Source organism: Streptomyces sp. NPDC029151 (genome assembly GCF_055564315.1).
On sequence record NZ_JBVHWQ010000008.1, the window covers coordinates 288,674 to 311,687 of the forward strand.

Genomic DNA, 23,014 nt, shown 5'->3' on the forward strand with positions numbered 1-23,014 from the left:
CAGCCCTCTCCGTCGGTCTCGGCAGCGCATCCCTGTGCGCGGCCGAGGCTGCCGTCCGGGCCTACCGTACCCGGCTCGCTCTGTGTGACCTGGCCAAGCCCGTAACCCGATACAGGACCGGTACCGCAACGTGCGGCGATGTGAAGGTGATGTGAGCGGCGTCACTTCCGGTGATCGGCTGCGGTCACTTCTTGGAGTTGATGACCGCCTCCATGACGTTCTTCGCGATCGGCGCGGCCAGGCCGCCGCCGGAGATGTCGTCGCGGTTGGCGCTCTCGTCCTCGACCACCACGGCCACGGCGACCGGGGAGCTGCCGTCGGGCAGCTTGGCGAAGGAGATGAACCAGGCGTACGGGTTCTCGCTGTTCTCGACGCCGTGCTGGGCGGTGCCGGTCTTGCCGCCGACCGTGACGCCGCTGATCCGCGCGTTGGTACCGGTGCCCTTCTCGACCACCGTCTTCATCATGTCCTGCAGGATCTGCGCGTTCTTCGGCGACAGCGGCCGGCTCAGCTCCTCCGGCTGGGTCGTGGCGACCGGGTCCAGGGTGGAGGACTCCAGCGAGTCGACCATGTACGGCTTCATCAGCTTGCCGTCGTTGGCGACCGCGGAGGCGACCATCGCCATCTGCAGCGGGGTGGCCGCGGTGTTGTACTGACCGATGGAGGACAGCGCGGTCTGCGACTGGTTCATGTCGTCGGAGAAGACCGAGGCGCTGGAGCGGACCGGGACGAACTGCTCGGAGTCAAAGCCGAACTTCTTCGCCTCGGCGAGCATCTTGTCGTTGCCCAGGTCGGAGCCGATCTTGCCGAAGACGGTGTTGCAGGACACCCGCAGCGCCTCCCGCATGGTGGCGTTCTCGCAGGGGATGTCGCCCTCGTTCTTCAGCTGGGTCGTGGTGCCCGGCATGGTCCACGGCAGCGGCGACTCGGTCTTCTCGTCGGCCGAGGTGTACTTGCCGTTCTCCAGCGCCGCGGCGGCCGTGACCACCTTGAAGGTGGAACCCGGCGGGTAGGTCTCGCGCAGCGCCCGGTTCAGCATCGGGTCGTTCGGGTTGTACTTCTTCTGGAGCTTCTTCCAGGCCTTGGCGTCCTCGTCGGTGTTGCCCGCGAAGGACGAGGGGTCGTACGACGGGTAGGAGGCCAGCGCCAGGATCTTGCCGGTGGAGGGCTCCAGGGCGACGACCGCGCCCTTGCCGCCGCGCTTCTTCAGACCCTCGAAGGCGGCTTTCTGCGCGTCGGCGTTGAGCGTGGTGACGACGTTGCCGCCCTGCTGCTCCTTGCCGGTGATCATGTCCAGCGTCTTGCGGAAGAACAGCCGGTCGTCGTTGCCGGTGAGGATGCCGTCCTCGATGGACTCCAGCTGGGTGGCGCCGAAGGCCTGGGAGGCGTAGCCGGTGACCGGGGCCCACATGGGGCCGTTCTTGTAGGTGCGCTTGTACTTGAGGTCGTTCAGACCGGTCTTGCTGCCGTTCTCGGCGGACCCGGTGATCGAGTCGCCGCCGGACACGATGATGTCGCCGCGCGGGGTGGAGTAGCGGGCGATGGTGACGCGGCGGTTCTTTGGGTCGTCCTTGAGGCCGTCGGCCCGGACGTACTGCAGGTAGTTGTCCCGGATCAGCAGGGCCAGCATGAGCAGGCCGCAGAAGATCGCGATCCGGCGCAGGGGCTTGTTCATGACGGGCGGACCACCTGGGTCATCTCGGCGTCGGGGTTGCCGGCGGGGGTGGGGGCCGGGCGACGGGCGGTGTCGCTGATGCGGATCAGGATGGCGATCAACGCCCAGTTGGCCAGCACGGAGGAACCACCGGAGGCCAGGAACGGCATGGTCATACCGGTCAGCGGGATGAGGCCCATGACACCGCCGGCCACCACGAAGACCTGGAGGGCGAAGGCGCCGGAGAGGCCGACGGCGAGCAGCTTGCCGAAGGGGTCGCGGGCGGCGAGGGCGGTGCGCACGCCGCGCTCCACGATCAGGCCGTAGATCAGCAGGATCGCCATGACGCCGGCCAGGCCCAGCTCCTCACCGAACGTGGCGAGGATGAAGTCGGAGTTGGCCGCGAACTTGATCAGGTCGGAGTGACCCTGGCCCCAGCCGCTGCCGAGGGTACCGCCGGAGCCGAATGCCCACAGGGACTGCTGCAGCTGGTCGGAGTGGAGGATGCCGTCGTGCGTGATCTGGCGACTCAGCTCGTACTCGCGCATCGGGTTGAGCCAGGCATTCACACGCGTCTGAATGTGCGGCTCGAAGCTCGCCACGCCGACAGCGCCGGCCGCGGACATCAGCAGACCGAAGACGATCCAGCTGGTCCGCTCGGTGGCGACGTACAGCATGATCACGAACATGCCGAAGAACAGCAGCGAGGTGCCGAGGTCGGTCTCGAAGACGAGGATGAGGATCGAGATCGCCCAGACGACCAGGATCGGGCCGAGGTCACGGCCACGCGGCAGGTAGAGGCCCATGAAGCGGCGGCTGGCGAGGGCCAGGGCGTCGCGCTTCACCATCAGGTAGCCGGCGAAGAAGATCGCGAGAACGATCTTGGCGAACTCGCCGGGCTGGAGGGACCCCAGGCCGGGAATCCTGATCCAGATCTTCGCGCCGTAGATGTTGGCCCCGAGGCCCGGCACCAGCGGCAGGATCAGCAGGACCAATGCGGCGAACATCGAGATGTAGGTGTAGCGCTGCAGGACCCGGTGGTCCTTCAGGAAGATCAGCACCACGGTGAACAAAGCGATGGCGAGCGCGATGTACAGCAGTTGGCGAGGAGCGGCCGGTGAGAAGCCCCTCAACGACTGCAGCAGCTTGGACTGGTCCAGCCGCCAGATGCACACCAGGCCCAGCCCGTTGAGCAGGGTGGCCAGCGGCAGCAGCAGCGGGTCCGCGTACGGCGCGAACTTGCGTACGGCGAGGTGGGCGACGCCGGCCAGCAGGCCGAGGCCGAGGCCGTAGCTCAGCAGGCCCGCGGGGACCTGGTCGTCGATGGCCAGGCCCACGTTGGCATAGGCGAACACCGGGATGACCACGGCGAAGACCAGCAGGGCCAGCTCGGTGTTGCGGCGGCTCGGCGCGCCGATGGCGCCGATCGTGGACGTGTGATGCGTCGGCGAGTTCGTTGTACTGCTCATCGTGTGACAGGGCCTCTCACGGCTTGCCTACTGCTTACCGCACAGCGAGACGACCTTCTGCTCGTCCTCCGAGAGAGTGGGGCCGGGGCTGGGGGTCGCGGACGGGGTCGTGGACGGAGACTTCGAAGGGGACGCCGGGGACGTCGGCGACGTCGGCGACGTCTTCGAGGCCGACGGGTTCGGGGTCGGGGAGGCCTTGACGAAGGCGGTCTGCGTGGTGGTGCCGGAGGTGCTGTTCGCGCCGGTGGTGCCGGTGGTGCCGCCGGTCGTGTTCCGACCCGCCCTGCCGGTCTTGTCCTGGTTCTTCCGGGCGTTGTTCAGCGCGTCCTCGGCGGCCTTGCGCTCGGCCTGCTTGCGGCAGGCGGAGGCCTGCACGGCCAGTTCGTCGACCTTGGTCCGGGCCGCCTCCAGGCCGCCCTCCGGGATCGTGGCCTTCACCTGCTTCTGCTGGTACGGCGGCAGGTACTTGAGTTCGATCTCGGGGTGGTCCTTCTCCACCTTCGACAGCGACACCCAGGCCAGGTCCTGGCTGATCCCGCGGTACAGGGCGATGTGCTCGTCGTTGGCACCGACGTAGTACTGCGTCTGCGTCCAGCGGTAGCCGCCGTAGAGGCCGCCGCCGACGACGGCGAGCGCGAGGGCGCCGTAGAGCGAGGTCTTCAGCCATCTGCGCCGCTTGCGCGGCTTGGTGAGGTCGTCGTCGGCGTAGTCGTCGAAGCTGCCGGCCGGGGCGTACCCGGCGCTGTCGCCGGAACCGGGCGGGCCGAACTCGCCGCCCCCGTGCCCCTGGCCCTGGCGGCCCAGGTGGGAGGCGCGGCCGGCCGGGGTCTGCATGATGCCGTTGTCGTGCAGGTGGTGCTGGTTCTCGGCGACGGCGCCGACCACCACCGGCTGGTCGGAGAGCTGCCCGGCGAGGGTGTCCCCGGTGTCGAGGTCGAGCACGTCGGCGACGATGACCGTGATGTTGTCGGGGCCACCGCCGCGCAGGGCGAGCTGGATCAGCTCCTGCACGGTCTCCTGCGGGCCCTGGTAGCTGGCGAGGGTCTCCTCCATCGTCTGGTGGGAGACCACGCCGGACAGGCCGTCGGAGCAGATCAGGTAGCGGTCGCCGGCCCGGACCTCGCGGATCGACAGGTCGGGCTCGACGTGGTCGCCGCTGCCCAGGGCGCGCATCAGCAGGGAGCGCTGCGGGTGGGTGGTGGCTTCCTCTTCGGTGATCCGGCCCTCGTCCACGAGCCGCTGCACCCAGGTGTGGTCCTGGGTGATCTGGGAGAGCACACCGTCACGGAGCAGGTACGCGCGCGAGTCGCCGACGTGGACGAGACCGAGCCGCTGGCCGGTCCACAGCAGGGCGGTGAGGGTCGTGCCCATGCCCTCCAGCTGCGGGTCCTCCTCGACCATGGAGCGCAGCTGGTCGTTGGCGCGCTGCACGGCGGTGCCGAGCGAGGTGAGGATGTCGGAGCCGGGCACGTCGTCGTCGAGCGTGACCAGGGTGGAGATGACTTCGGAGGAGGCGACCTCGCCCGCGGCCTGGCCGCCCATGCCGTCGGCGATGGCGAGCAGGCGCGGACCGGCGTAACCGGAGTCCTCGTTGCCCTCCCGGATCATGCCCTTGTGCGATCCGGCGGCGAAGCGCAGTGACAGACTCATGCGCACCTCGCCCGTCGGCTCCGGGTACAGCCGGTCGTGTCGAGCCACACTGCCCACCCTCCGGTCGGGAGCGCGCCGGAGACCGGGTGGCGGCCTGCCGCTGCGTGCTCGCTCCGCTCGCGCTTATCCATGACGTAGCACTACTTCCGCAGCTCGATTGCGGTCTTGCCGATGCGGATCGGCGCGCCCAGCGGGATCGGTGTGGGGGTCGTCAGCCGGGACCGGTCCAGGTAGGTGCCGTTGGTGGAGCCGAGATCCTCGACGATCCACTGCCCGCCCTGGTCCGGGTAGATCCTGGCATGGCGGCTGGAGGCGTAGTCGTCGTCCAGCACGATCGTGGAGTCGTGCGCCCGGCCCAGGGTGATGGTCTGGCCCTGGAGCGCGACGGTGGTGCCCGTCAGTGTGCCCTCGGTCACGACCAGCTTGGTGGGGGCGTTGCGGCCGCGGCGGCCGCCACCGCCCTGCTGGGCGCGCTGCGGCGGCGGCGCGGCCTGCTGCCGGGCCTGCTGCCGGCCGCCCGTCTGCTGCGGCCGGGCCGCCTCCCTACGCGATCCGCGCTGGGTGACGCGCGTACCGAACAGGTCGCTCCGGATGACCTGCACGGCCACGATCACGAACAGCCACAGTACGGCCAGGAAACCCAGCCGCATGACCGTGAGGGTCAGCTCTGACATTGCCCCCGCTTCACCCTTCGGCTTGCCTATAGATAACGGTGGTGCTGCCCACGACGATCCGCGAGCCGTCGCGGAGCGTAGCGCGGGTGGTGTGCTGCCCGTCCACCACGATGCCGTTGGTGGAGCCGAGATCCTGGATCGTCGAGGGCGTTCCGGTCCGGATCTCGCAGTGCCGGCGGGAGACGCCGGGGTCGTCGATCCGCACGTCGGCGTCGGTGCTGCGGCCCAGCACGAGCGTCGGGCGGGAGATCTGGTGGCGGGTGCCGTTGATCTCGATCCAGTAGCGGGTGCGCGCGCCGCTCATCGGGGCCGCGGCGGGCCGCTGGGTGGCGGGCTGCGGGTAGCCGTACCCGCCGGGGCGGGAGCCGGGCGGCGGCGCGGACGGCATCGGGGGCGCGCCCGCGGGGGCGGCCGGCGGGTAGCCGTAGCCGCCAGGGGCGCCCGCTGCGGGGCGGCCGGCCGGTGCGCCGGGAGCCTGCGGTGCCGCCTGCTGGCTGCTGGAGGAGGCGAGGGTGCGCGAGCGCACCCGGTACAGGCCGGTGTCCAGGTCGTCGGCCTTCTCCAGATTGACCTTGATCGGACCCATGAAGGTGTAACGCTGCTGCTTGGCGTAGTCGCGCACCATCCCGGCCAGCTCGTCGCCGAGCTGCCCGGAGTAGGGGCTGAGGCGCTCGTAGTCCGGCGCGCTCAGCTCCACGATGAAGTCGTTGGGCACGACGGTGCGGTCGCGGTTCCAGATGGTGGCGTTGTTGTCGCACTCCCGCTGGAGCGCTCCGGCGATCTCCACGGGCTGGACCTCGGACTTGAAGACCTTGGCGAAGGTGCCGTTCACCAGACCTTCGAGACGCTGCTCGAACTTCTTCAGGACTCCCATGGGGCACCTCCTCCGTCCCTGCCGTCGTCTTGCCTGCTCTGTGCCGCTGCCTCGGCCGCCGTGTGGGCGGCCGTCCTGCCGGGTACTGCCGGGTACTGCTCACTGATCGTATCTACGCGCCCGCCAATCAGCCGGTTCCCCCAGCGGCTCCCCTTCGAACTCCCGGGTGCGTGTCCTGCTGCATGGATCGTAGAGGGGGGCGAAGACCAGTGTCCCGCACCCGGCTGTGGACCCGGCCCGCCTCCCGGTGAGATGTCCTGGACCGGTACGAGGTTGATACGAGACGCGCGCCTCCTTGATACGCGCTCCGCCCCCCGCGCACCCGCGCGCCACCCCGGCCCGGTGCGCGCCTCCGCCGGCCGGTACGCACCCACTCCCGGGCCGGGCCGGTATGTGCGCCGCCCCAAGCCGGTACGCGCGCCGTACCGGACCGGTACGGCGGTCGCCCGGAGGCCGGCGGGGCGGGTGCCCGGGGGTCCGGCGCGAGCGTCGCCCGGGGCCGGCGCGCGAGGGCCGACGCGTGCCGGTGCGGGGGCGACGGGGCCGGTGGGGGCCGGTGCGGGCCGGAGAGCCCGGCGCGGACGGGGCGGCGGGGGCCGGGCGGGAAGGGATGTGAATCCACCCCGTACGACGTGCTAATGTTCTGGGTGTCGGAAGGGGCCAGCCCGAAAGGGCCGGAAACGGAAGACACACCCAATGCGCGGGTGGCGGAATAGGCAGACGCGCTGGATTCAGGTTCCAGTGCCCGCAAGGGCGTGGGGGTTCAACTCCCCCCTCGCGCACAGAAGGCCAAGGGCCCATCGTGAAAACGATGGGCCCTTCGTCGTATGTGGCGGCATGTGCCCGCGGGGAGTGCCGGCCCCTGTGTGAGGAAGCTCTCAGGCCGTCAACGGCCGTACCCGGTGAGGACGGTCGGCGCGCCGGTTCCCGCTTCCTCTCCCGGGGCGGCGGAGTTGTCCACAGGGTCTGACGCGTTTCGGCCACCGGTTGTACGGTCTCCCCGAGTTGATGTTCGTACCGGCGCCTGTCCGACGGCGTGCGGGCAGTTCGGGGGAGGCGGTCGTGGTGACCGGAACCGGTGTGGGGGCCACGGACGGAAGGGACGCCATGGGCGGGGCGGACCGAGCGGACGGGGCGGGCGGGGGTGCGCGTCGGCTGCCGCGGGTGCTCGGGTTCGCCGACTGGCCGCCGCAGGGCTCGCCGAAGCACGAGGGCAAGGCGCTGCGCACGAGCGTGCCGCGCTCCGCCCACCGCACGTTCGAGCCGGACGCCGCCCGCCCCGACGCGGTGAGCGCGGTGGCCGGGTCCAACACCGGCCGCATCCCCGAACTGACCCCGCTCCGCGTGGGCCGGATGGCGGCCACCCCCTTCGCCTTCCTGCGCGGCTCGGCCGGCCTCATGGCGTACGACCTCGCCCGCACCCCCGTCACCGGGATCGGCACCCAGATATGCGGTGACGCGCACGCCGCCAACTTCGGTCTGTACGGCGACGCCCGCGGCGGCCTCGTCATCGACCTCAACGACTTCGACGAGACCGTGCACGGCCCCTGGGAATGGGACCTCAAGCGGCTCGCCGCCTCGCTGGTCCTCGCCGGCCGCGAGGCGGGCGCCGACGAGGACACCTGCCGCGCCGCGGCCCGGGACGCGGTCGGCGCGTACCGCCGCACCATGCGGCTGCTGGCCAAGCTGCCCGCGCTCGACGCCTGGAACGCCATCGCGGACGAGGAACTCGTCTCCCACACCGACGCCCACGACCTGCTCGGCACGCTCCAGCGGGTCTCGGAGAAGGCCCGGGCCAACACCAGCGGCCGGTTCGCCGCGAAGTCCACCGAGGCGGCGCCGGACGGCGGACGCCGGTTCGTGCCCGCCCCGCCGGTGCTGCGCCGCATACCCGACGCCGAGGCCGCTGCGGTCGTCGTGTCCCTGGAGTCGTACGTCGACACCCTCGGCGAGGACCGCCACCCCCTGCTCGCCCGGCACGCCGTGCACGACGTCGCCTTCCGCGTGGTCGGCACCGGCAGCGTCGGCACCCGGTCCTACGTCGTGCTGCTCCTCGACCACCGCGGCGAGCCCCTGGTCCTCCAGGTGAAGGAGGCCCGCCCCTCCGCGCTCCTCCCGCACCTGGCCACGGCCGGCTTCCCGGCCCCGCCGGCGGAGCACGAGGGGCGCCGGGTGGTGCTCGGGCAGAAGCGGATGCAGGTCGTCAGCGACGTCCTGCTCGGCTGGACCACCGTCGACGGGCGCCCCTACCAGGTGCGCCAGTTCCGCAACCGCAAGGGCAGCGTCGACCCGGCCGCCCTCGCCGCCGACCAGGTCGACGACTACGCCCGCATGACCGGCGCCCTGCTGGCCCGCGCCCACTCCCACAGTGCCGACCCCCGCCTGATCGCTGGCTACTGCGGCAAGAACGAGGAACTGGACGAGGCCGTCGCCGCCTTCGCCGTCGCCTACGCCGACCGTACGGAGGCGGACCACGCCGACCTGCTCGCGGGCATCAGGGCGGGCCGGATCGAGGCCGAGCTGGGGGCGTGAGGGGCCTCTGTGGCCTGAGGGGCGTGAGAGGCCTGTCGGGCCAAGCTGGGGAGTAAGAGATGCCGCCGCGTGTCGTGGGGGGAACGCCCACCGCGGATCGTGGGGAGCGCCCCCGCGGGTCGTGAGGGGTTTGCCCGAGCCGGGAGCCGGAGCCCGGAGCCGGGTCCCGGTCCGCGCCGGGAGCAGCGGCTACGCTGGGCGGGTGACGACCCCGGAAGCCGACCAGTCCCAGGCCCCCCGCCCCGAGGAACGGCTGGAACAGGCCGTGCGGGCCGCCGAGCAGGCGTTGATCGAGTACGAGATCGCCGTGGAGACCTTCCGCGTCGAGGTGGAGAACTTCTCCCGCCTCCACGAGCAGCGGCTCGGCCCGCTCTACCTCCGTATCGAGGAGCTGGACGCCGAGATCGCCGAGGCGAAGGCCGCCCGCAGCGGCGACCCCGAGGACATCCGCCGTGCCGCGGAGGCCCGCGCCCGCGTGCTGCCGATGCCCGGCGTGGAGGAACTGCTGCACGGCTGGATGGACGGTGACGGCCTGTTCCCGGAGGCCGTCGCCATGCTCACCGACCAGCCGGTACGGCCCCCGCAGCGGGTACGGCCCAGCGAGCAGGCCCGCAAGCTCTACCGCGACCTGGCCCGCAAGGCCCACCCCGACCTCGCCCAGGAGGAGGACGAGCGCAAGCGGCGCGAGGAGTTCCTCAGCCGGGTCAACGCCGCCTACGCCCGCGGCGACGAGACCCTGCTCACAGAGCTGGCCGCGGAATGGGCCGCCGGCCCGGTACCGCCCGAGCGGCGGCCGAGTCCCGCCGAGGAGCTGTACGCCCGCCTCGAATGGCTCGCCCAGCGCAAGGAGCTGCTCACCCTCGTCGCCCGGGAACTGGAGGACGGCGCGATCGCCGGCATGCTCCGCCTCGCCCCGGACGACCCCGACGGGCTGCTCGACGAGATCGCCGAACGGCTGCGCACCGACATCGCCCAGCGGGAGGCGGAGCTGGCCGGCCTGCTGGGACAGGACTGAACCGGCGGGGCTTCGGGTAGCGTCGGAGCCATGAATTTCGGAGCTGGTGTGCCCACGGTCCAGGTCACGGACCTCAAGGACGGCGACTTCCTGCTGGACGTCCGCGAGGACGACGAGTGGCAGGCGGGCCACGCCGAGGGAGCCCTGCACATTCCCGTCAGCGAGTTCGTCGCCCGCTACGGCGAGCTGACCGAGGCCGCCCCGCAGGACGGCCGCGTCCACGTCATCTGCCGCTCGGGCGGCCGCTCCGCCCAGGTGACCATGTATCTGGTCCAGCAGGGCATCGACGCGGTCAACGTCGACGGCGGCATGCAGCACTGGCAGACCGCCGGCCGCCCGGTCGTCACCGACGCGGGCCGGCCGGGCTTCGTCCTCTGACCCGGGGCTCCACGCCCCGTCAGCCGAGGGGGTGGGCGGCCAGCAGGTCGCCCAGCCGCTCCTCGTACGCCGCCGCCGGGCCGAGCGCCAGTTCCAGGTGCTTGGCCCAGGCGTGATAGCGGTGCAGCGGGTAGTCGGTGTCCGCGCCGAACCCGCCGTGCAGATGCTGTGCCGTCTGCACCACCCGCCGGACCCCTTCGGCCGCCCAGATCTTCGCCACGGCGATGTCCCCGGCGACCGGCAGCGCCCCCGACGCCCCGGAGGCGATCCGCCACGCGGCCTGCCACAGGGTGGCCTCCATGGCGCGCAGGTCGATGTACCGGTCCGCGGCCTGCACGGCCACCGCCTGGAACGTCGCGATCGGATGGCCGAACTGCTCCCGCTTGCCGGTGTACTCCCCGGTCATCCGCAGCACCCGCTCACCCAGCCCGAGCGCCAGCGCACAGGTGCCCGTCACCAGCAGTCCGTGCAGCCACTCCCAGGCTCCGTCGGCCTCGACCATCTCGTGCGGCCCGAGCCGCACCGACCGCAGGCGCAGCTCGGCCAGCCGCTCACCGCTGGTGGAGACCTGCTCGGCGAGCGCCAGCCCCTCGGCCTGACGCGGCACCAGCGCCAGCACGGTCCGCTCGGCCCCCGGGCCCTCGACGTGCGCCGGTACGACGACCAGGTCCGCGTCGTACGCCCACGGCACCGCCGTCTGCACCCCGTCCAGCAGCCACACCGGCCCCTCCCGGCGCGCGGTGACGGCCAGCGGGGCCGGGTCGTGGCCGGTACGCCCCTCGGCCGCGACGGTCAGCACCAGCTCGCCCCGCCCGGCCCGGGCCAGCAGCCGGTCCGCCTGCTCCGGGCCGCCGTAGGCCTGCACGGCCGCGGCGGCGGCGCTGTGCTCCAGCAGCGGCACCCGGGCGAGCACCCGGCCGGCCTCGCGCAGCACCAGGCACAGCGCGATCGCGTCCAGGCCCGCCCCGCCGTGCGCCTCGGCCAGCAGCAGGCTCAGCAGGTCCGCGTCGGCCAGCCGGGACCACAGCGCCCGGTCGAAGCCCTCGGCCACGGCGCCGGGCGTGAGCGCCGGGCTGGGCACCGCGTCCGGCGCGACCCCGGCGAACACCCCCCGCGCCGCCTCGGCCGCCGCCCGCTGCTCCTCGGTGAAGGTGAAGTCCACGGCCTGTCCTCCTGGCGGGGTCCGGTCCTCCCGCAGCGCACCGAAATGCGGCTGCCGGTATCTGACGGGCCGTCAAGGTAGAACAGGTTCCAGGAGAAGGGAACGGTCGAGGCGGGTCCCGGTCGAGGCGGGTCCGGTGGAGGGCGGTGCGGTCGAGGCGGGTCCGGTCGAGGACGGGCGGTTGAGCAGGGGACGGTCGAGGCCGGTGCGGCCGGGTGGTTCTCAGCGGTCGAAGTCCAGCTCCACCCTCTCCGTCAGCGGATGTGACTGGCAGGCGAGCACATACCCGGCCTCCGTCTCCTCCTGCTCCAGCGCGAAGTTGCGGTCCATGCGCACCTCGCCCGCGACCAGGAAGGCCCGGCAGGTGCCGCACACCCCGCCCTTGCAGGCGTAGGGCGCGTCGGACCGGTTGCGCAGCACCGTCTCCAGCAGCGACTCCCCCTCCCGCACCGGCCAGGTGCCGCCGCGGCCGTCGAGCCGTGCGGTGACGGTGCTGTGCGCCGGTGCCGAAGCGGTGGCCGCCGGGGCGGAACCCGCGTCCACGTGGAAGATCTCCTGGTGGATCCGCGCCCGGTCCACGCCCAGTTCACGCAGCGCCTGCTCCGCGCCCTGCACCAGCCCGTAGGGCCCGCACAGGAACCAGCCCGCCACCCGCTCCACCGGCAGCAGCGCGGGCAGCAGCCCCGTGAGCCGTTCCCGGTCGAGGCGGCCCGACGGCAGTCCCGCCTGCTGCTCCTCCCGGGAGAGCACGGTCACCAGCTGAAGCCGCTCCGGATAGCGGTCCTTCAGGTCGGCGACCTCCTCCAGGAACATCGTGGAGGCGGCCGTGCGGTCGCTGCGGACCAGACAGAACCGGGCCGACGGCTCACGCGCCAGCAGCGTGGCGACGATGGACAGCACCGGGGTGATGCCGCTGCCGCCGACGACCGCCGCGTACAGCCCCGGAGCCGGCTCCAGCGTGAAGCGGCCCGCCGGGGTCATCACGTCCAGCTCGTCCCCGACGTTGATCTCCTTCAGCGCGTACGCCGAGAAGGCACCGCCCTCGACCAGCCGCACCCCCACCCGCAGGCTCTCCGGTCCTTCGCCGGCCGGGTCGGGGGCGGGGGAGCAGATCGAGTAGGTGCGCCGGACCTCCGTGCCGTCGATCCGGCGGCGCAGCGCGAGGTGCTGACCGGGTGCGTGCCGGTACTCCTCGCGCAGCTGTGGCGGGACGGTGAGGGTGAGGGCGACGGAGTCGTCGGTGAGCCGGTCGACCGCGGCCACCGGGAGCGGGTGGAAGCGGGCCATCACAACTCCTTGAAGTGGTCGAACGGTTCGCGGCAGGCCAGGCAGCGGCGCAGCGCCTTGCACGCGGTGGAGGAGAACCTGCTCAGCAGCTCGGTCTCGGCGGAACCGCAGTGGGGGCACCGGACCGGTTCGGCCGGGGGCCGCGGCTCCCGGGTGCGGGTCGGGCCCAGCGTCAGCGGCACCGGGCCGCTGCCGTGGCCCACACGCGGCGGGGCGATGCCGAACCCGCGCAGTTTCTCCCGGCCTTCGGGCGTGATGTCGTCGGTCGACCAGGCGGGCGTGAGCACCGTGCGCACGGTGACCTCACGCATGCCGTGGGCGCGCAGCACCCGCTCGATGTCCAGGCTCATCGCCTCGATGGCCGGGCAGCCGGTGTAGGTGGGGGTCAGCTCGACCTCCACCGCGTCGCTGCCGCGGACGTGCACCGCGCGGAGCACGCCCAGCTCGCGCAGGGTGAGCACGGGCAGCTCGGGGTCGGGCACCGAGCCGGCCAGCTCCAGCAGTTCCGCCTCCAGGGCGGTGACGGTCACCATGTCGCCCCCGGGTGGCTGCGGTGCAGGTGCTGCATCTCGGCGAGCATCCGGCCGAACGACTCGGTGTGCAGGCCCTGCCGGCCGGCGCCCGCCGACCAGGCGCCGGTCCTCGGGCCCTCCGGGACGGTCAGGGAGGCCCGGCCGAGCACGTCGGTGACGGACTCCAGCCAACGGCCCTCCAGCGCACGCCAGTCGGCCTCCAGACCCTCCACCGGCTGGAACATCTCCCCGGTGAACCGCCACAGCGCGTCGCAGGCCCGCCGCATCCGCTCGTGGCTGGTCTCCGTGCCGTCGCCGAGCCGCAGTGTCCACTGCTCGGCGTGGTCACGGTGGTAGGCGACCTCCTTGACCGCCTTCGCGGCGAGCGGGGCGAACGGGCCGTCCGTCCCGGCGAGTTCGGTGTAGAGGAGCTGCTGGTAGGTGGAGAAGTACAGCTGGCGGGCGATGGTGTGGGCGAAGTCGCCGTTCGGCTGCTCGACCAGCTGGAGGTTGCGGAAGGCGCGTTCCTCGCGCAGGAAGGCCAGTTCGTCCTCGTCGCCGGCCAGGGACAGCAGCACCCGGGCCTGACCGAGCAGGTCCAGTGCGATGTTGGCGAGGGCGACCTCCTCCTCCAGGACGGGGGCGTGTCCGGCCCACTCCCCCAGGCGGTGGGAGAGCACCAGGGCGTCGTCGCCGAGGGCGAGCGCGGCGGTCACCGGGACGGCGGCGGCGGTGCCGGAGGCGGGGTGGGGCGTGGTGGAGGCCGCGGCGCGGGCCGTGGGGCCGGTGGCGGTCACAGGTGCTTCACCCCTTCCGGGATCTCGTAGAAGGTCGGATGGCGGTAGGGCTTGTCGGCGGCGGGCTCGAAGAACGGGTCCTTCTCGTCCGGCGAGGAGGCGGTGATCGCGGTGGCCGGGACGACCCAGATGGAGACGCCCTCGCCGCGCCGGGTGTACAGGTCGCGGGCGTTGCGCAGGGCCAGTTCGGCGTCGGGCGCGTGCAGGCTGCCGGCGTGGGTGTGGGAGAGGCCGCGCCGGGAACGCACGAAGACCTCCCACAGGGGCCAGTCGGTGGTGCTCATGCTCGCGTCGCTCCCGTCTCACCGGTGTCGCCGGCGTGCTTGGCCGCGTAGGCCGCGGCTGCTTCCCGTACCCATGCGCCCTCGTCGTGGGCTCGTACGCGCTGGGTGATCCGCTGTTCGTTGCACGGACCGTTGCCCTTGAGGACGTCCCGGAACTCGGTCCAGTCGATGGGGCCGAAGTCGTGGTGCCCCCGCTCTTCGTTCCACCGCAGCTCCGGGTCGGGGAGGGTGAGGCCCAGGGACTCGGCCTGGGGGACGCAGATGTCCACGAAGCGCTGGCGCAGCTCGTCGTTGGAGTGGCGCTTGATCTTCCACTCCATGGACTGCGCCGAGTGCTGGGACTCGTCGTCGGGCGGACCGAACATCATCAGCGACGGCCACCACCAGCGGTCCACCGCGTCCTGGGCCATGGCGTGCTGCTCCGGGGTGCCCTTGCTGAGGGCCAGCAGCAGTTCGTACCCCTGGCGCTGGTGGAAGGACTCCTCCTTGCAGATCCGCACCATCGCCCGGGCGTACGGGCCGTAGGAGCAGCGGCACAGCGGGACCTGGTTGGTGATCGCGGCGCCGTCCACCAGCCAGCCGATCGCGCCGACGTCGGCCCAGGTCAGGGTGGGGTAGTTGAAGATCGAGGAGTACTTCTGGCGGCCGGTGTGCAGCTTGTCGAGCAGTTCGTCACGGCTGGTGCCGAGGGTCTCGGCCGCGCTGTAGAGGTACAGGCCGTGGCCGGCCTCGTCCTGGACCTTGGCCATCAGGATCGCCTTGCGGCGCAGGGAGGGCGCGCGGGTGATCCAGTTGGCCTCCGGCTGCATGCCGATGATCTCGGAGTGCGCGTGCTGGGCGATCTGCCGGACCAGGGTCGCGCGGTAGGCGTCGGGCATCCAGTCGCGCGGTTCGATGCGTTCGTCGGCGGCCACGGCCGCGTCGAAGGCGCGCTGGTAGGCCGCCGTCCCGGCGGTGTCCGGTGCGCCGTCCGCCACCGTGCGGGCGGTCGGCTGCGCGGCTGCTGTGGCCATGCGGTCCCCCTGACCTCGGGCTCTGCGGTGAACTCTGATCTGTCCGAGCGCGTCCCGACCGATCGTTCGGTCCGTGCGTAGTCCATGGTGTGCGGGGCCGCCGCGGGTGTCAACCGCTGTGGAAAACTCCTCGCGCCACCTGTGGACGACGGGGAGGAGGCGGGCCGCGGCCCCGCTTCGCGTGGCGAGGGCCACCGCTTCCGTCCGCACCCGGGGCTGCGCCCGGGGCCCGGGGCTGAGTACCGTTCCGTGCGAGCGTCGAGACGAGGCGCTCGTGCCGCGTGCGGCGCCCGGCACGGGCACCGCGCCACGGGGTCCGCCCCGCTCGGTCACCCGCCGAGCCGGACGGCGGGCCGGACGACCGAGTCGACGACACCGAGCTGACCGCATGAGCCGAGACGGGGGACGGGACGGAATGGACGCGTACGACGAGGATCCGCGGGGCCCGCAGGGCCCGGACGGGTCGGCCGGGACGCGTCTCCCGGAAGAACCCCCGGCGCCGTCGCCCCCCGGCCCCGGCCCCGAGCCGGAAACGGCACCCGCGCCCGCGCCCGCGCCCCGCACCGGTGTCGCCGCGCTCTCCCCGCGCTACCAGGTCGGCGCGGCGCTCGCGCTCGCGGTGGTCGCCGTGGCCGCCTGTGTGCACCTGCTGATGGTGTTCCTCAGCCTCGCCCCCGCCAACACGGTGACGAAGCAGCACGGCAAGGCGATAGAGGAATGGGTGTACCCGGAGTTCGAGCAGAACTGGAAGCTCTTCGCCCCCAACCCGCTCCAGCAGAACATCGCCGTCCAGGTGCGCGCCGAGGTGCGGACGCGGGACGGCGGGCTGCGCACCACCGGCTGGACCGACCTGTCCGCCCAGGACGGCGCCGCCATCGACGGCAACCTGGCCCCCAGCCACACCCAGCAGAACCTGCTGCGCCGGGCCTGGGACTTCTTCAGCGCCACGCACGGCACCGACAACCGTCCCGTCGGCCTGCGCGGCTCCCTGTCCGAGCAGTACCTGCGCCGGATCGTGGTCATGCGCCTGTACCGGGACGACCCGACGAGCCGGGAAGGCGTGATCCAGCGCGTGCAGATCCGTTCCAGCACCACCAATGTGCAGCCGCCGCCGTGGAGCCGTGAGCGGGTGTCCGACAAACCCGTCTACCGCCTGCTGTCCTGGTGGTCCCTGACGTCCGACGAGGCCGCGGGAGGTGTGCGGTGAACCGTCTCTCCCTCACTCTCTCGCGGGGCGTCGCCCAGGTCACCGAGGCGGCTCTCGGGCCGTACCAGAGCGCCGTGATCCGGATCGGCTTCGCCGGGACGTGGCTGCTGTTCCTGCTGCGCGAGTTCCCGCACCGCCAGGAGCTGTACGGCCCCACCGGGCCGTGGGGCTGGAACCTCGCCAAGGAGCTGACCGCCGACAACCACGCCTTCACGGCGCTGCTGTGGTCCGACGGACAGCTGTGGTTCGAGTGCTGCTACACGCTGGCCATCCTCGCCAGCGCCGCCCTGCTGCTCGGCTGGCGCACCCGGACCTCGTCCGTGCTGTTCATGGTGGGCGTGCTGTCGCTGCAGAACCGCAGTGTCTTCATCGGTGACGGCGGTGACAACGTCCTGCACCTGATGGCCTTCTACCTGGTGTTCACGCGCTGCGGACAGGTGTGGTCGCTGGACGCCCGCCGCGCGGCCCAGGGCGCGGCGGCACGCGCGCGCGGGGAACGGGCGGCCGCCGACCGGACGGGACCGGTGCTGTGGGCGGTGTCCGGCCTGGCGCTCGGCGCGGCGACGCTGACCGGCCGGTTCGACAACGGCTGGCTGATCCCCGCGGTGCTGTGGACGATCTGGGCCGGGCTGGGCCTGTGGTGGGCCGTCGGCCGCCGGGCGGCCTGGGAGCAGCCGCGGATCCTGCTGGACGTCGTCGCGAACATCCTGCACAACGGCGCCCTGGCCGTGATCATGGCGGAGGCCTGCCTGATCTACGCCACGGCAGGCTGGTACAAGGTCCAGGGCTCGCGCTGGCAGGACGGCACCGCCGTCTACTACCCGCTGCACCTGGACTACTTCTCGCCCTGGCCCGCCCTGGCCGACCTGATGTCGTCCAGCGGCACGATCCTGCTGCTCGTGGCCTACGGAACGGTCATGGTGCAGGTCGCCTTCCCGTTCACGCTGTTCAACCGGCGGGTCAAGAACGTCCTGCTGGCGCTGATGATGATCGAGCACGCGGTGATCGCGGTCGTCCTCGGACTGCCGTTCTTCTCGCTGGCGATGATCACCGCGGACGCGGTCTTCCTGCCGACGTCCTTCCTGCGCCGGGTGGGCGGCCTGGCCGCACGCGCGCGCGGACGGCTCGCCCGGCGCGTCGGCCGCACGGTGCCCGCCCCGCGCTCCCCGGAGGAGAGCCCGACGGACCGCGTAGGGTTCACGGCATGACCGATCCGCTGAGCCGTTGGCGTGAGCACGCGGACCGTGCCGTGCTGCTCGACGGCTTCCACGCCCTGAAGCACGCGCTGCGCTTCGGGGCCGAGGTGCCGGTCGCGGTTACCACCGACCGGGAGGCAGCGCTCGCCCTCGCCGGGGAACTGGCCGGGGACGTACGCGACACCCTGGACGCCCTCCTGACGGAGGTTCCCCGGACGGCGTACGCCGCGCTCGTCCCGCGTCCCCATCCGACCGGCGTGGCCGCCCTCGCGGTACGGCCGTCCCGGGAGGCCGGCCTGCGCGCGCTCGGCCGTACACCGCGCACCGCGCCCGTCGTGGTCCTGGACAACCCCCGCAACCTCGGCAACGCGGGCGCGGTGATCCGCCTGGCCGCCGGTTTCGGGGTGACCGGCGTGGTCACCACGGGCACCCTCGACCCCTGGCACCCCACGGTGCTGCGCGGCGGCGCGGGTCTGCACTTCGCGACCGCCGTGGAGCACCTCGGCGTCGACGAACTGCCCCACGGCCCGCTGTTCGCCCTCGACCCGGAGGGTGAGGACATCCGCGGGACCAGGCTGCCCGACGACGCCGTGCTGGCCTTCGGCTCGGAGCGCTCCGGCCTGTCACCGCAGCTGCGGGCCCGGGCCGACCACCTGCTGCGGCTGCCGATGCGCCCCCAGGTCTCCAGCTACAACCTCGCCACCAGCGTGGCGATGACGCTGTACCACTGGAGCGCCGGGAGCGCCCGGGCCGTGTTCTAGACCCGGGCCGTCCGCTCAGGCCTGCCGGCGGACCTCCACCACCCGGAACCGGTTGGCGACGAACGCGCCGTCGGTGAGGGCCGCGTTGGCCGCCGGGTTGCCGCCCGAGCCGTGGAGGTCGGAGAAGGCGGCGGTCTGGTTCACGTACACCCCGCCGGTGAGGTTGAGCGACAGCTGGGCCGACTCCTCCAGGCACACCTCCTCGATCGCCTCCTCGACCCCGGCGTCCGTGGTGTAGGCGCCGACCGTCATGGCGCCCTTCTCCCGGACGGTGCGCCGCAGCAGCTCGGCCGCGTCCGTCACCGAGTCGACCGCGACGGCGAAGGAGACGGGGCCGAAGCACTCGCTCATGTAGGCGGCCTCGTCGTCCGGCTTGGCGCCGTCCAGCTTGACGATGACGGGGGTGCGGACCACCGCGTCCGGGAACTCCGGGTTGGTGACCTCACGGGAGGCGAGGGCGACCTCGCCGAGGCCGGCGGCGGCCTCCAGGCGGGCCTTGACGTCCGGGTTGACGATCGCGCCGAGCAGGGCGTTCGCGCGCGCGTCGTCGCCGAGCAGGCCGTCGACCGCGCGGGCGAGGTCGGCGGTGACCTCGTCGAAGGTCCGGGGGCCCTGGTCGGTGGTGATGCCGTCGCGGGGGATGAGCAGGTTCTGCGGGGTGGTGCACATCTGGCCGCTGTACAGGGACAGCGAGAACGCCAGGTTGGACAGCATGCCCTGGTAGTCGTCCGTGGAGTGCACGATCACGGTGTTGACGCCGGCCTTCTCCGTGTAGACCTGGGCCTGGCGGGCGTTCTCCTCCAGCCAGTCACCGAACGCCGTCGACCCCGTGTAGTCGATGATCTTGATTTCGGGGCGCAGGGCGAGGGTCTTGGCGATGCCCTCCCCGGGCCGCTCGGCGGCCAGCGCGACCAGGTTCGGGTCGAAACCCGACTCGGCGAGCACGTCCCGGGCGATCCGGACGGTGAGCGCGAGCGGCAGCACGGCGCGCGGGTGCGGCTTGACCAGGACCGCGTTGCCCGTGGCCAGGGAGGCGAACAGGCCCGGGTAGCCGTTCCAGGTCGGGAAGGTGTTGCAGCCGATGACCAGGCCGATGCCGCGCGGGACCGCTGTGAAGGTCTTGGCCAGCGCCAGCGGGTCGCGCTTGCCCTGCGGCTTGGTCCACTCCGCCGTGCCGGGCGTGCGGATCTGCTCCGCGTACGCGTACGCCACCGCCTCGAGTCCGCGGTCCTGGGCGTGCGGGCCGCCCGCCTGGAACGCCATCATGAACGCCTGGCCGGACGTGTGCATGACCGCGTGCGCGAACTGGTGCGTGCGGTCGCTGATCCGCTTGAGGATCTCCAGGCACACCATGGCCCGCAGCTCCGGGCCGGCGTCCCGCCAGGCGCGCCGGCCCGCCCCCATCGCGGGCAGCAGCACGTCGAGGTCCGCGTGCGGGTAGGTCACGCCCAGCTCGATGCCGTACGGGGAGACCTCCTCGCCCACCCAGTCGTCGATGCCGGGCTGGTCGGTGAGGTCCAGGCGGTTGCCGAGCAGGGCGTCGAAGGCGGCCTTGCCCGCCGCCGCGTCCAGGCTGCCGCCCTCGCCGTACGCCTTCGGGTGCTCGGGGTGCGGGGACCAGTACGCGCGGGTGCGGATCGCTTCCAGGGCCTGATCGAGAGTGGGCCGGTGCTTCGCGATCAGCTCGGGCGCGGTCAGTTCGGCGGCCATGCGGGACCAACTCCTCGTCTGGAGGACTCTCCCTCGAGTCCGGACCTGGCAGAAAGAGCAGCGGGATGGAACGGTCAGAGCTAGAGTAACCGAACGATCGGTCGGTACAAGGGGGTCCGCCGCATCTGTGGAAAACCCCGTGCGGGAGGATCGCGCACATGACAGCTCTCGACCTCAGCAACCCCGTGGCCGTCGTCGGGACCGGCACCATGGGCCAGGGAATCGCCCAGGTCGCGCTGGTCGCCGGCCACCCCGTACGGCTGTACGACACCGTTCCCGGCCGGGCCCGGGACGCGGTCGAAGCGATCGGCGCCCGCCTCGACCGGCTCGTGGCCAAGGACCGGCTCACCGAAGCCGACCGGGACGCCGCCCGCGCCCGCCTGGAGCCCGTGGACAGCCTCGCCGAGCTGGCCGGCTGCGGGCTCGTCGTGGAGGCCGTCCTGGAGCGGCTGGACGTCAAACAGCAGCTCTTCGGCGAGCTGGAGGACATCGTCGGAGAGGACTGCCTGCTCGCCACCAACACCTCCTCGCTGTCGGTGACGGCCATCGGCGGCGCCCTGCGCCACCCCGGACGCTTCGTCGGCCTGCACTTCTTCAACCCGGCGCCGCTGCTGCCGCTGGTCGAGGTGGTCTCCGGGTTCGCCACCGACGTCACGTCGGCCACGCGCGCGTACGAGACCGCGCGGGCCTGGGGCAAGACCCCGGTGGCCTGTGCGGACACCCCGGGCTTCATCGTCAACCGCATCGCCCGGCCCTTCTACGCGGAGGCGTTCGCGGTCCACGAGGCCCAGGCCGCCGACCCCGCGACCATCGACGCGGTCCTGCGCGAGTCGGGCGGTTTCCGGATGGGCGCCTTCGAGCTGACCGACCTGATCGGCCAGGACGTCAACGAGTCCGTCACCCACTCGGTGTGGCAGTCCTTCTTCCAGGACGTGCGCTTCACCCCCTCGCTGTCCCAGCGGCGGCTGGTGGAGTCCGGCCGGCTCGGCCGCAAGAGCGGGCGCGGCTGGTACGACTACGCCGAGGGCGCCGAGCGGCCCGAGCCGCACACCGCCGACCAGGAGCAGCCGCCCGCCTACGTCGTCGCCGAGGGCGACCTGGGCGCCGCGGCCGAGCTGCTGGCGATGATCCGGGAGGCGGGCATCACGGTCCGCGAGGAGGACGAGGACGGCGGCACCCGCCTGGTGCTGCCCAGCGGCGGCCAGCTGGTCCTCGCCGACGGCCAGACCTCCGTGGAGTTCCGCGACGTCGTCTACTTCGACCTCGCCCTGGACTACCGCAAGGCCACCCGCATCGCCCTGTCCGCCGCCCAGGACACCCTGCCGCAGACCCTCGCCGAGGCCACCGGCCTCTTCCAGGCGCTCGGCAAGAAGGTCAGCGTCATCGGCGACGTCCCCGGGATGATCGTCGCCCGTACGGTCGCCCGGATCATCGACCTCGCCCATGACGCCGTCGCCAAGGGAGTCGCCACCGAGGAGGACATCGACACCGCGATGCGCCTCGGCGTCAACTACCCGCTCGGGCCCTTCGAGTGGAGCCGCGGCCTCCCCCGCGCCTGGGCCCACGAACTGCTGGACGAGCTGCACGAGCGCGACCCCTCCGGCCGCTACGCGCCTTCCCTGGCGCTCTACCGCCACTCGTACGCCCAGGACAAGCGGGAGGGCACCCCATGACCACGGCCAGACGCGACACGTACACCCCCGAGACGCTGCTCTCGGTCGCCGTACGGGTCTTCAACGAGCGCGGCTACGACGGCACTTCCATGGAGCACCTGTCCAAGGCGGCCGGCATCTCCAAGTCGTCCATCTACCACCACGTCAGCGGCAAGGAGGAGCTGCTGCGCCGGGCCGTCAGCCGCGCGCTGGACGGGCTGTTCGCCATCCTGGAGGAGGAGCACGCGCGCGGGGGGCGGTCCGTCGACCGGCTGGAGCACGTGGTGCGCCGCATGGTCGAGGTGCTCATAGCCGAGCTGCCCTACGTGACGCTGCTGCTGCGCGTGCGCGGCAACACCGAGACCGAGCGGTGGGCGCTGGAGCGGCGCCGCGACTTCGACCACCGGGTCGCGGAGCTGCTGAAGGCGGCGGCCGCCGACGGGGACGTACGCGGTGACGTGGAGGTGCGGCTGGCCACCCGGCTGGTCTTCGGAATGATCAACTCCATCGTGGAGTGGTACCGGCCGGAGGCGCGGGGCGCGAGCGACCGGGAGGTGGCCGACGCCGTGGTCAGGCTGGTCTTCGCGGGGCTGCGCCAGGGCTGACCTCAGCTGTCCGGCTCCAGGTCCTCCTCCTCGAACACCAGCAGGGTGCGGGTGCTGAGCACCTCGGGGATGGCCTGGAGCCGGGTCAGCACCAGTTCCCGCAGCGTGCGGTTGTCGGGCGTGTGCACCAGCAGCAGCACGTCGAAGTCGCCGCCCACCAGGGCGATGTGGGAGGCGCCGGGCAGTTGCCTGAGCTGCTCGCGGACCGTGCGCCAGCTGTTCTGGACGATCTTCAGCGTGATGTACGCCGAGGTGCCGTGGCCGGCCCGCTCGTGGTCCACGCGCGCGCTGAAGCCCCGGATCACCCCGTCCTCGACGAGCCGGTTGATGCGCGCGTAGGCGTTGGCGCGCGAGACGTGGACGCGTTCGGCGACGGACCGTATCGAGGCGCGGCCGTCCGCCTGGAGGATGCGCAGGATGTCCTGGTCGATGACGTCCAGCGGACGGGGCGGCGGCGCGGCACCGTCCTGCGACCCGTCGGCCATTTGTTCAGGGCCCATGTCCCCCCGCTTCCTCGCCGTGGACGTCCTGCGTTCATTGCAGGCTGTGGAGAACCGTTTGTCCACAGCCTTGAGGTGCCTG

The 23,014-nt window shown here is 72.3% G+C and carries 21 protein-coding genes and 1 tRNA gene; 9 read left to right on the forward strand and 13 right to left on the reverse strand.

The window, feature by feature from the left end; all coding sequences use genetic code 11:
* Positions 1-184: 184 nt before the first annotated feature.
* From ACZ4VF_RS28465 to ACZ4VF_RS28485, 5 genes are all read right to left on the reverse strand, one after another.
* Positions 185-1,675: a peptidoglycan D,D-transpeptidase FtsI family protein gene (locus tag ACZ4VF_RS28465; RefSeq protein ID WP_467929487.1), complete on the reverse strand. Its 1,491-nt coding sequence runs from the start codon at positions 1,673-1,675 to the stop codon at positions 185-187.
* Positions 1,672-3,123: an FtsW/RodA/SpoVE family cell cycle protein gene (locus ACZ4VF_RS28470; protein ID WP_467929488.1), complete on the reverse strand. Its 1,452-nt coding sequence runs from the start codon at positions 3,121-3,123 to the stop codon at positions 1,672-1,674. The genes ACZ4VF_RS28465 and ACZ4VF_RS28470 overlap by 4 nt, the downstream gene beginning before the upstream one ends.
* Before the next feature lie 27 nt (positions 3,124-3,150).
* Complete coding sequence (locus ACZ4VF_RS28475; protein ID WP_467929659.1) at positions 3,151-4,773, reverse strand: Stp1/IreP family PP2C-type Ser/Thr phosphatase; 1,623 nt, start codon at positions 4,771-4,773, stop codon at positions 3,151-3,153.
* 140 nt (positions 4,774-4,913) lie between these two features.
* Positions 4,914-5,447: an FHA domain-containing protein FhaB/FipA gene (locus tag ACZ4VF_RS28480; protein WP_467929490.1), complete on the reverse strand. Its 534-nt coding sequence runs from the start codon at positions 5,445-5,447 to the stop codon at positions 4,914-4,916.
* A gap of 10 nt (positions 5,448-5,457) precedes the next feature.
* Positions 5,458-6,321, reverse strand: a complete 864-nt coding sequence (locus ACZ4VF_RS28485; protein ID WP_467929491.1) for an FhaA domain-containing protein — start codon at positions 6,319-6,321, stop codon at positions 5,458-5,460.
* A 698-nt stretch (positions 6,322-7,019) separates the two neighbouring features.
* Here ACZ4VF_RS28485 and ACZ4VF_RS28490 point away from each other — a divergent pair.
* The 4 genes from ACZ4VF_RS28490 to ACZ4VF_RS28505 all read left to right on the forward strand — a co-directional run bounded on the left by ACZ4VF_RS28490 (position 7,020) and on the right by ACZ4VF_RS28505 (position 10,246).
* Positions 7,020-7,103: transfer RNA gene (locus ACZ4VF_RS28490), tRNA-Leu, on the forward strand.
* A 325-nt stretch (positions 7,104-7,428) separates the two neighbouring features.
* A complete protein-coding gene (locus ACZ4VF_RS28495; RefSeq protein ID WP_467929660.1) occupies positions 7,429-8,853 on the forward strand; it encodes a DUF2252 domain-containing protein in 1,425 nt (474 codons plus the stop codon).
* Between the two features lie 202 nt (positions 8,854-9,055).
* Positions 9,056-9,868 (forward strand): hypothetical protein, encoded by an 813-nt coding sequence (locus tag ACZ4VF_RS28500; protein ID WP_467929492.1) that lies wholly within the window; start codon positions 9,056-9,058, stop codon positions 9,866-9,868.
* Between the two features lie 48 nt (positions 9,869-9,916).
* Positions 9,917-10,246: a rhodanese-like domain-containing protein gene (locus ACZ4VF_RS28505; protein ID WP_467929662.1), complete on the forward strand. Its 330-nt coding sequence runs from the start codon at positions 9,917-9,919 to the stop codon at positions 10,244-10,246.
* Positions 10,247-10,265: 19 nt separating this feature from the next.
* Here ACZ4VF_RS28505 and ACZ4VF_RS28510 read toward each other — a convergent pair whose 3' ends face one another.
* From ACZ4VF_RS28510 to paaA, 6 genes are all read right to left on the reverse strand, one after another.
* Entirely contained in the window at positions 10,266-11,408 is a 1,143-nt protein-coding gene (locus ACZ4VF_RS28510; protein WP_467929493.1) for an acyl-CoA dehydrogenase family protein, read from the reverse strand.
* A 222-nt stretch (positions 11,409-11,630) separates the two neighbouring features.
* Positions 11,631-12,695 carry a 2Fe-2S iron-sulfur cluster-binding protein gene (locus ACZ4VF_RS28515; protein ID WP_467929495.1) on the reverse strand — a complete coding sequence of 355 codons (1,065 nt, stop codon included), beginning with the start codon at positions 12,693-12,695 and terminating at the stop codon, positions 11,631-11,633.
* Positions 12,695-13,228 carry a 1,2-phenylacetyl-CoA epoxidase subunit PaaD gene (paaD, locus tag ACZ4VF_RS28520; RefSeq protein WP_467929496.1) on the reverse strand — a complete coding sequence of 178 codons (534 nt, stop codon included), beginning with the start codon at positions 13,226-13,228 and terminating at the stop codon, positions 12,695-12,697. The genes ACZ4VF_RS28515 and paaD overlap by 1 nt, the downstream gene beginning before the upstream one ends.
* Positions 13,222-13,923, reverse strand: coding sequence for a 1,2-phenylacetyl-CoA epoxidase subunit PaaC (gene paaC / locus ACZ4VF_RS28525; protein WP_467929663.1), 702 nt, complete (start codon positions 13,921-13,923; stop codon positions 13,222-13,224). Before paaC ends, paaD begins: the two co-directional genes overlap by 7 nt.
* 77 nt (positions 13,924-14,000) lie before the next feature.
* The gene (paaB, locus tag ACZ4VF_RS28530) at positions 14,001-14,288 is read right to left on the reverse strand and encodes a 1,2-phenylacetyl-CoA epoxidase subunit PaaB (RefSeq protein ID WP_190016117.1); all 288 of its coding nucleotides are present in this window, start codon (positions 14,286-14,288) and stop codon (positions 14,001-14,003) included.
* Entirely contained in the window at positions 14,285-15,301 is a 1,017-nt protein-coding gene (gene paaA, locus ACZ4VF_RS28535; RefSeq protein ID WP_467929497.1) for a 1,2-phenylacetyl-CoA epoxidase subunit PaaA, read from the reverse strand. The genes paaB and paaA overlap by 4 nt, the downstream gene beginning before the upstream one ends.
* Positions 15,302-15,716: 415 nt before the next feature.
* Here paaA and ACZ4VF_RS28540 point away from each other — a divergent pair, with 415 nt between their 5' ends.
* The 3 genes from ACZ4VF_RS28540 to ACZ4VF_RS28550 are packed head-to-tail and all read left to right on the forward strand — an operon-like array spanning position 15,717 to position 18,465.
* Positions 15,717-16,508 carry a DUF5819 family protein gene (locus ACZ4VF_RS28540; RefSeq protein ID WP_467929664.1) on the forward strand — a complete coding sequence of 264 codons (792 nt, stop codon included), beginning with the start codon at positions 15,717-15,719 and terminating at the stop codon, positions 16,506-16,508.
* Positions 16,505-17,716: an HTTM domain-containing protein gene (locus tag ACZ4VF_RS28545; RefSeq protein WP_467929498.1), complete on the forward strand. Its 1,212-nt coding sequence runs from the start codon at positions 16,505-16,507 to the stop codon at positions 17,714-17,716. The genes ACZ4VF_RS28540 and ACZ4VF_RS28545 overlap by 4 nt, the downstream gene beginning before the upstream one ends.
* Complete coding sequence (locus ACZ4VF_RS28550; protein WP_467929500.1) at positions 17,713-18,465, forward strand: TrmH family RNA methyltransferase; 753 nt, start codon at positions 17,713-17,715, stop codon at positions 18,463-18,465. The genes ACZ4VF_RS28545 and ACZ4VF_RS28550 overlap by 4 nt, the downstream gene beginning before the upstream one ends.
* A 15-nt stretch (positions 18,466-18,480) precedes the next feature.
* On the opposite strand, the gene paaN is transcribed toward ACZ4VF_RS28550, so the two are convergent.
* The gene (paaN, locus tag ACZ4VF_RS28555; protein WP_467929501.1) at positions 18,481-20,175 is read right to left on the reverse strand and encodes a phenylacetic acid degradation protein PaaN; all 1,695 of its coding nucleotides are present in this window, start codon (positions 20,173-20,175) and stop codon (positions 18,481-18,483) included.
* Between the two features lie 158 nt (positions 20,176-20,333).
* Between paaN and ACZ4VF_RS28560 the strand changes: the two genes are divergently transcribed.
* Both ACZ4VF_RS28560 and ACZ4VF_RS28565 read left to right on the forward strand, forming a co-directional pair.
* Positions 20,334-21,848 carry a 3-hydroxyacyl-CoA dehydrogenase gene (locus ACZ4VF_RS28560; RefSeq protein ID WP_467929503.1) on the forward strand — a complete coding sequence of 505 codons (1,515 nt, stop codon included), beginning with the start codon at positions 20,334-20,336 and terminating at the stop codon, positions 21,846-21,848.
* Positions 21,845-22,432, forward strand: coding sequence for a TetR/AcrR family transcriptional regulator (locus tag ACZ4VF_RS28565; RefSeq protein ID WP_467929504.1), 588 nt, complete (start codon positions 21,845-21,847; stop codon positions 22,430-22,432). Before ACZ4VF_RS28560 ends, ACZ4VF_RS28565 begins: the two co-directional genes overlap by 4 nt.
* Positions 22,433-22,434: 2 nt before the next feature.
* Here ACZ4VF_RS28565 and ACZ4VF_RS28570 read toward each other — a convergent pair whose 3' ends face one another.
* Entirely contained in the window at positions 22,435-22,932 is a 498-nt protein-coding gene (locus tag ACZ4VF_RS28570) for an Lrp/AsnC family transcriptional regulator (RefSeq protein ID WP_467929506.1), read from the reverse strand.
* Between the last annotated feature and the right edge of the window lie 82 nt (positions 22,933-23,014).